Source organism: Variovorax sp. dw_954, from assembly GCF_018449755.1.
GTDB lineage: Bacteria > Pseudomonadota > Gammaproteobacteria > Burkholderiales > Burkholderiaceae_C > Variovorax.
Window position 1 is genome coordinate 1 of record NZ_JAAVVD010000059.1, and the last position, 5,584, is coordinate 5,584.

The window sequence follows — 5,584 nt, forward strand, 5'->3', positions numbered from 1 at the left end:
GCACGTTGCGCGCGCTCGCAAACGCGGGCTGCTCAGCACGCGCGAGAAGGAGACCTGCTTCAGCAGCGGTGTCAGGGCCTGCGCCATCTGCTCGCCGTGGGGAGTCAAGGGGAGATCGGTAAGACCGGTATGCCGGCCGGAAAGCGACCATACGGTTTCGCCGTGCCGGATCAGGTAGAGCCGCAGGCTGGAGACCATCAGGTGTCCATCGACACGTCGTACTCACCACGGACGGCGGCGCAACTGCTGCGGGCGCGGTGGAGCAGCGCACTCTGCGCCGCTTGGCGGTTCTCCTCCTTGCCTGACCAAACTTCCAGTGCAGATTGCTGCAGGGCACGACCGAACGAGAAGGACAGCAGCCAAGGCAGCGGCGCGACGCTGTCAGGCCCGTGTCGCGAGTGCATGGCGCTCAGTCGCGCCGCAGCCGCTTGTGCCGACTGCCCGCCTGACAAAAACGCGATGCCCGGGACCGCTGCCGGCACCACCCGGCGCAGGCACCGGACCGTCGCATCGGCCACTTCTTCGGCCGTATCCTGCCGACTGCACGCCAACCCTGCAACGACCATGTTGGGCTTGAGGATCATCGCCTCCAGCAGCACGCCCTGCATCGCCAACTCGTGGAACACATGGCGCAAGAAGGCTTCGGTGATCTCCCGGCAATGCGCCTGCGTATGGTCGCCGTCCATCAGGACCTCAGGCTCGACGATGGGCACAAGGCCCGCCCCCTGGCACAGTGCGGCATAGCGTGCCAGTGCGTGCGCATTGACCCGAAGGCAGGCGTCGCTCGGCCCTGCAGCGCCCTGGGGCGCGGGGTCGACGACGGCGCGCCACTTGGCAAATCGCGCCCCCATCCCGACATAGTCCCGCAGGCGCTCGCGAAGCCCGTCGAGCCCTTCGGTAACCTTTTCTCCCGGATGTCCTGGCAGCGCCTTGGCGCCCGTATCGACCTTGATGCCGACCATGATGCCCGCGTCGGAGAGGACCTTCACGAAGGGTGTTCCGTCGGCCGTGGCCTGGTGGATGGTCTCGTCATAGAGGATGGCGCCGCTGATGTAGTGGCCAAGGCCCGGCGTCGTGACCAGCAAGTCCCGATAGGCGCGCCGCATCTCCACGGTCTGCGCAATGCCAGCCTCGGCGAAACGACGATTGCAGGTGCCATTGCTCTCGTCCATGGCGAGCAGGCCCTTGCCACCGGACAGCATGGCCTTCGCAGCGTCGGACAGTGTTGCTCCGTTCATTGCAAGCTCACGACTGCCACTTCCAGTTGAGAACCTCCGGCAGGTCCTTGCCGTGCTGGTCGATGTAGAGCTTGTGCTCGATCAGCTTGTTGCGCGTCATCTGCTTGAGGTAGTCCCCCTTGCTGCCCAACTGCGGGAGCCGGTCGATGACGTCCTGCACGAGATGAAAGCGGTCCAGGTCGTTCTGCACGCGCATGTCGAAGGGCGTCGTGATCGTGCCTTCTTCCTTGTAGCCGCGCACGTGCATGTTGCGGTTGGTGCGCCGATAGGTCAGGCGGTGCACCAGCGTCGGGTAGCCGTGAAAGGCGAACACGATGTGCTTGTCCCGGGTGAACAGCGAATCGAAGTCTGTTTCGTTCAGTCCATGAGGATGCTCGCTGGCGGATTGCAGCTTCATCAGGTCGACCACGTTGACGACGCGGATCTTCAGCTCAGGCAGGTGCTCACGAAGAATGGACACGGCCGCAAGCAACTCCAGCGTCGGCGTGTCGCCGCAGCAGGCCATGACCACGTCGGGTTCGCTGTCGTGGTCGTTGCTGGCCCACTTCCAGATCCCGATGCCCTCGGTGCAGTGCACGACGGCCTCGTCCATCGTCAGCCATTGCGGCAGCGCATGCTTGCCGGCAATCACCACGTTGACATAGTTGCGGCTTCGCAGGCAGTGGTCCATGACCGACAGCAGGCAGTTCGCATCGGGCGGTAGGTAGACCCGCACGATGTCCGCCTTCTTGTTGATGACGTGATCGATGAAGCCCGGGTCCTGGTGCGTGAAGCCGTTGTGATCCTGCTGCCAGACATGGGAAGCGAGCAGGTAGTTCAACGAGGCGATCGGTCGACGCCACGGTAGTTCGCGCGTGACCTTGAGCCACTTGGCATGCTGGCTGAACATCGAATCGACAATGCGGATGAACGCTTCGTAGCTGTTGAACAGGCCGTGACGGCCGCTAAGCAGATAGCCTTCCAGCCAGCCCTGGCACTGGTGCTCGCTCAGCATGGAATCCAGCACTTGGCCGTCGGCCGCGAGGAACTCGTCGTTGGACAGCAACTCGGTGTCCCACTGCCGGCTGGTCGTCTCGAAGACCGCGCCCAGCAGGTTCGACAGCGTTTCGTCAGGACCGAAGATCCGGAAGTTGCGCTGGTTCCCGTTCGAGGCCGCAACATCGCGAAGAAAAGCGCCGAGCACGAGCGTGTCCTGCCGCTGCAGCGCGCCGGGCGCAGGCACGTGGACGGCATGCGCGCGGAAATCGGGCATGTGCAACGCACGCAGCAGCAAACCACCGTTGGCATGCGGATTGGCGCCCATCCGGCGATTGCCCTTGGGCGCCAGCGCGGCGAGTTCGGGCACCAATCTGCCGTCCTCGTCGAACAATTCTTCTGCCTGGTAGGTCTTCATCCAGCGCTCGAGCACTTCGACGTGCTGCGGGAAGTCCGGATTGACCAGCAGCGGGACCTGGTGCGAGCGGAAGGTGTTTTCGATCTGCAGGCCATCCACCTGCCTTGGACCGGTCCAGCCTTTGGGCGACCTGAGCACGATCATGGGCCAGCGCGGCCTGGTCTTCACATTGCGATTGCGCGCATCGTCCTGGATCTGTTGAATGAGTTCGATGGCACGGTCCATCGCGTCGGCCATGCGCTGGTGCATCAACGCCGGCTGGTCACCTTCCACGAAGAGAGGGGTCCACCCGCACCCGAGAAAGAAATGTTCCAGCTCTTCGTGGCCAATGCGCGCCAGTAGCGTCGGGTTGCTGATCTTGAAGCCGTTGAGATGAAGGATTGGCAGCACTGCGCCATCCGTGATCGGATTGAGAAGTTTGTTGGAATGCCAGGCGGTCGCCAACGGTCCGGTTTCCGCTTCTCCGTCACCGACGACGCAGGCAACGATCAGCCCCGGGTTGTCGAAGGCCGCGCCGAAGGCGTGACTTAGCGAGTAGCCGAGTTCGCCACCTTCGCTGATGGAGCCGGGCGTGGTGGGCGCCACATGGCTTGAAATGCCACCTGGAAACGAGAACTGCTTGAAGAGCTTCTTCATGCCTGCCAAGTCTTGCGTGACGTCGGGATAGACCTCGCTCCACGTCCCCTCCAGATAGACGTTGCCGACCAACGCCGCCCCGCCGTGTCCGGGGCCAGCCACGTAGAACATGTCCAGGTCGTACTTGTTGATCACGCGGTTCAGGTGCACGTAGATGAAATTCTGGCCTGGGACCGTGCCCCAATGCCCCACCACCAGCGGTTTGATATGGGCCATGGTCAGCGGCTCGCGCAGCAAGGGGTTGTCGTAGAGGTAGATCTGGCCCACGGCCAGGTAGTTGGCCGCCCGCCAGTAGGCGTCGATCTTGAGCAACTGGTCCGGCGCGAGCGTATTCGGGTTTTTCATGAAGCGTTCCGGTGTTCCAGCGATCGCACCTTTGCGAGGCGACGATGATGGCGTGGTGCGCCGCTGAAGCGAGCGGCGAGAAAGACGGTGATCAGTTCCAGGGCGAGCCCGACACCGATGGCCTTGCCGCCAAGGCACAGGATGTTCATGTCATCGTCCCTCGACGCCGCTGCCCGGAAGCGATGCCGAATCTCATCAAGCAACAGTAGGTTCCTGCCAAGCAGCCGTCTGTTCGCTGCCGCACAGAAGCTGATTGGTGCGACAGCGAACAGACAGACGACCGGCGCCTGCGCACAGGCGTTTCAGTGCATCGAAGTGCCGGCGACCTCGTCCGCCCCGATGCGCCTGGCATCAGCAAATCCCGAATTGCTGACGGACCTCGATCGATCGAAGGAGAAACAAAGATGCTACGCAGCATGAAGGACCTCGAACTTACGAAATCGGCGCATCCGATGGACGCATAGGTCACGTCAAGGACTTCTTTTTCGACGACCATCAATGGGTCGTGCGCTACCTGGTGGTGGACGCAAGCAGTTGGCTGAGCAGCCATAAGGTGTTGATCTCGCCGATCTCCATACACGGCACGGACTGGCGAGCCGGGTTGCTGAACGTGTCGATCACCCGCGAGCAAGTCAAGAACGCGCCCGACATCGATAGCGAGAAGCCCGTCTCACACCAGTACGAGGTGCACTACGCCGCCTACTACGGCTACCCGAACTACTGGGGCGGCCTTGGAATTTGGGGTGGCGGCAGCTACCCCGGCATGCTGTCGACGAACTGGGGATTCGGCGACAACGACGAGTCCCGACGGGCGATGACAAGAGATGACCTGCGTTCTTGCTGGCACCCTGTGCTACTGCGCAAGCGGCGAAACCGGCGGACGCGGCACCGGCCAAGCCGGCGCAAGGGTGCCTGACCGATTTGCGTGCCTTCGACAGCACGCTCAAACAAGACGGCTACTGGCTGCATGCCTCGGGCTTTGGCTACGGGTACCCCATGTATGGGTACGGATACGGAAATGGAAATGGCGCCGGCTCACTGGCCCCGGTCACCGAAACTCGATCGAACAGGCAGTGCCTGAATGCCCGCCCGGGCTACGAGGTTCGCATGCTCATTGCCTCGGCAAATATCCTCGCGCAGCACGGGCAGCAGGCCGCTTGTGAGACGGTACTCACCACCACCAAGAGCCTGTACGTCAGTCATGCCGCCGACTTGCGGCGCAGCAGATTTGCGAGTTCCGATAGCAAGGGCTAGAGGCAAGCGCAGATCGCAGCGGCGCAATCGGTGACAGACAAACTCGTCGCCTACAGGTGGGATCAACTGGTGGGCGCCGAACTGGTCAGTCCACAAGGCGAGAACCTGGGAAGCGTCAACGACATCGTGATGAGTCCGCAGACAGGCAAGGTCGCGTATCTGGTGATTGGTCGGGGAGGCGTTTTCGGAATCGACGAGAAATACGTTCCGGTTCCTGGGGCGACTTCAAGGCGACCAGCGGCAGCAGCCTTATCCTCATGGTGATCAACGCCACGAAGGCCGACATGGATGCAGCACCGCGGGTCAAGGAAGATGCGTTCTCCTCTGGCGGTGACTTCGACGCGCAGAGTGACAAGGTAAACAAGTACTGGGTTGCGCATCTCGCGAAGTGAGTTCATCTGGCGCGAAGAGCATGCCTGCACGGCAGTCGATGACTTGGACTACCGGGGACTGATGGAATGTGATCGATTCGAACGGCCGCTGTTGAGTGAGACGAACTTCCGCCAGGGCCCCGAGTTCCATTTCGGCCCATCTGATTGCTGCCGCTCGATCGGGCCCCGGAGCCAAGATTGCGCGGCCGCTCGAGACACAGCGGCAGGCTACGTCTGCACTACCTATCCAACCGGTCGTCGAAACCGAGGTCTCCGTGCCGCCTGGAAGACAGGTAGCGGGTTTACAGCGTACGTTGGCCAAGGTGCAGCGAAGGGCGGCTCACGCT

8 protein-coding genes are annotated in these 5,584 nt (G+C 62.4%); 4 read left to right on the forward strand and 4 right to left on the reverse strand.

Annotated features, from left to right (window positions below; genetic code table 11):
• The 4 genes from HB681_RS37165 to HB681_RS37180 all read right to left on the reverse strand — a co-directional run.
• Window positions 1-198: histidine phosphatase family protein (locus tag HB681_RS37165; RefSeq protein ID WP_213959908.1), on the reverse strand; the 198-nt coding region annotated here is incomplete at its 3' end.
• Window positions 198-1,238: a class I fructose-bisphosphate aldolase gene (locus tag HB681_RS37170; protein ID WP_213959909.1), complete on the reverse strand. Its 1,041-nt coding sequence runs from the start codon at window positions 1,236-1,238 to the stop codon at window positions 198-200. The genes HB681_RS37170 and HB681_RS37165, both read right to left, overlap by 1 nt.
• A gap of 7 nt (window positions 1,239-1,245) precedes the next feature.
• Window positions 1,246-3,612 (reverse strand): phosphoketolase family protein, encoded by a 2,367-nt coding sequence (locus tag HB681_RS37175; protein WP_213959910.1) that lies wholly within the window; start codon window positions 3,610-3,612, stop codon window positions 1,246-1,248.
• Window positions 3,609-3,815 carry an RpiB/LacA/LacB family sugar-phosphate isomerase gene (locus tag HB681_RS37180; protein ID WP_256354361.1) on the reverse strand — a complete coding sequence of 69 codons (207 nt, stop codon included), beginning with the start codon at window positions 3,813-3,815 and terminating at the stop codon, window positions 3,609-3,611. Before HB681_RS37180 ends, HB681_RS37175 begins: the two co-directional genes overlap by 4 nt.
• A 302-nt stretch (window positions 3,816-4,117) precedes the next feature.
• On the opposite strand from HB681_RS37180, the gene HB681_RS37185 reads away from it, so the two are divergent.
• The 4 genes from HB681_RS37185 to HB681_RS38620 are packed head-to-tail and all read left to right on the forward strand — an operon-like array spanning window position 4,118 to window position 5,258.
• Complete coding sequence (locus tag HB681_RS37185; RefSeq protein WP_213959912.1) at window positions 4,118-4,528, forward strand: hypothetical protein; 411 nt, start codon at window positions 4,118-4,120, stop codon at window positions 4,526-4,528.
• 5 nt (window positions 4,529-4,533) lie between these two features.
• Window positions 4,534-4,866 (forward strand): hypothetical protein, encoded by a 333-nt coding sequence (locus HB681_RS37190; RefSeq protein WP_213959913.1) that lies wholly within the window; start codon window positions 4,534-4,536, stop codon window positions 4,864-4,866.
• Window positions 4,867-4,896: 30 nt separating this feature from the next.
• The gene (locus HB681_RS37195) at window positions 4,897-5,130 is read left to right on the forward strand and encodes a PRC-barrel domain-containing protein (protein ID WP_213959914.1); all 234 of its coding nucleotides are present in this window, start codon (window positions 4,897-4,899) and stop codon (window positions 5,128-5,130) included.
• Entirely contained in the window at window positions 5,124-5,258 is a 135-nt protein-coding gene (locus tag HB681_RS38620) for a hypothetical protein (protein WP_256354362.1), read from the forward strand. The genes HB681_RS37195 and HB681_RS38620 overlap by 7 nt, the downstream gene beginning before the upstream one ends.
• Window positions 5,259-5,584: the final 326 nt, after the last annotated feature.

Bases quoted from the DNA above. Each gene is read 5' to 3' on its own strand.
- HB681_RS37170 (WP_213959909.1), bottom strand. From the start codon at position 1,238: ATGAACGGAGCAACACTGTCCGACGCTGCGAAGGCCATGCTGTCCGGT.
- HB681_RS37175 (WP_213959910.1), bottom strand. From the start codon at position 3,612: ATGAAAAACCCGAATACGCTCGCGCCGGACCAGTTGCTCAAGATCGAC.
- HB681_RS38620 (WP_256354362.1), top strand. From the start codon at position 5,124: ATGGTGATCAACGCCACGAAGGCCGACATGGATGCAGCACCGCGGGTC.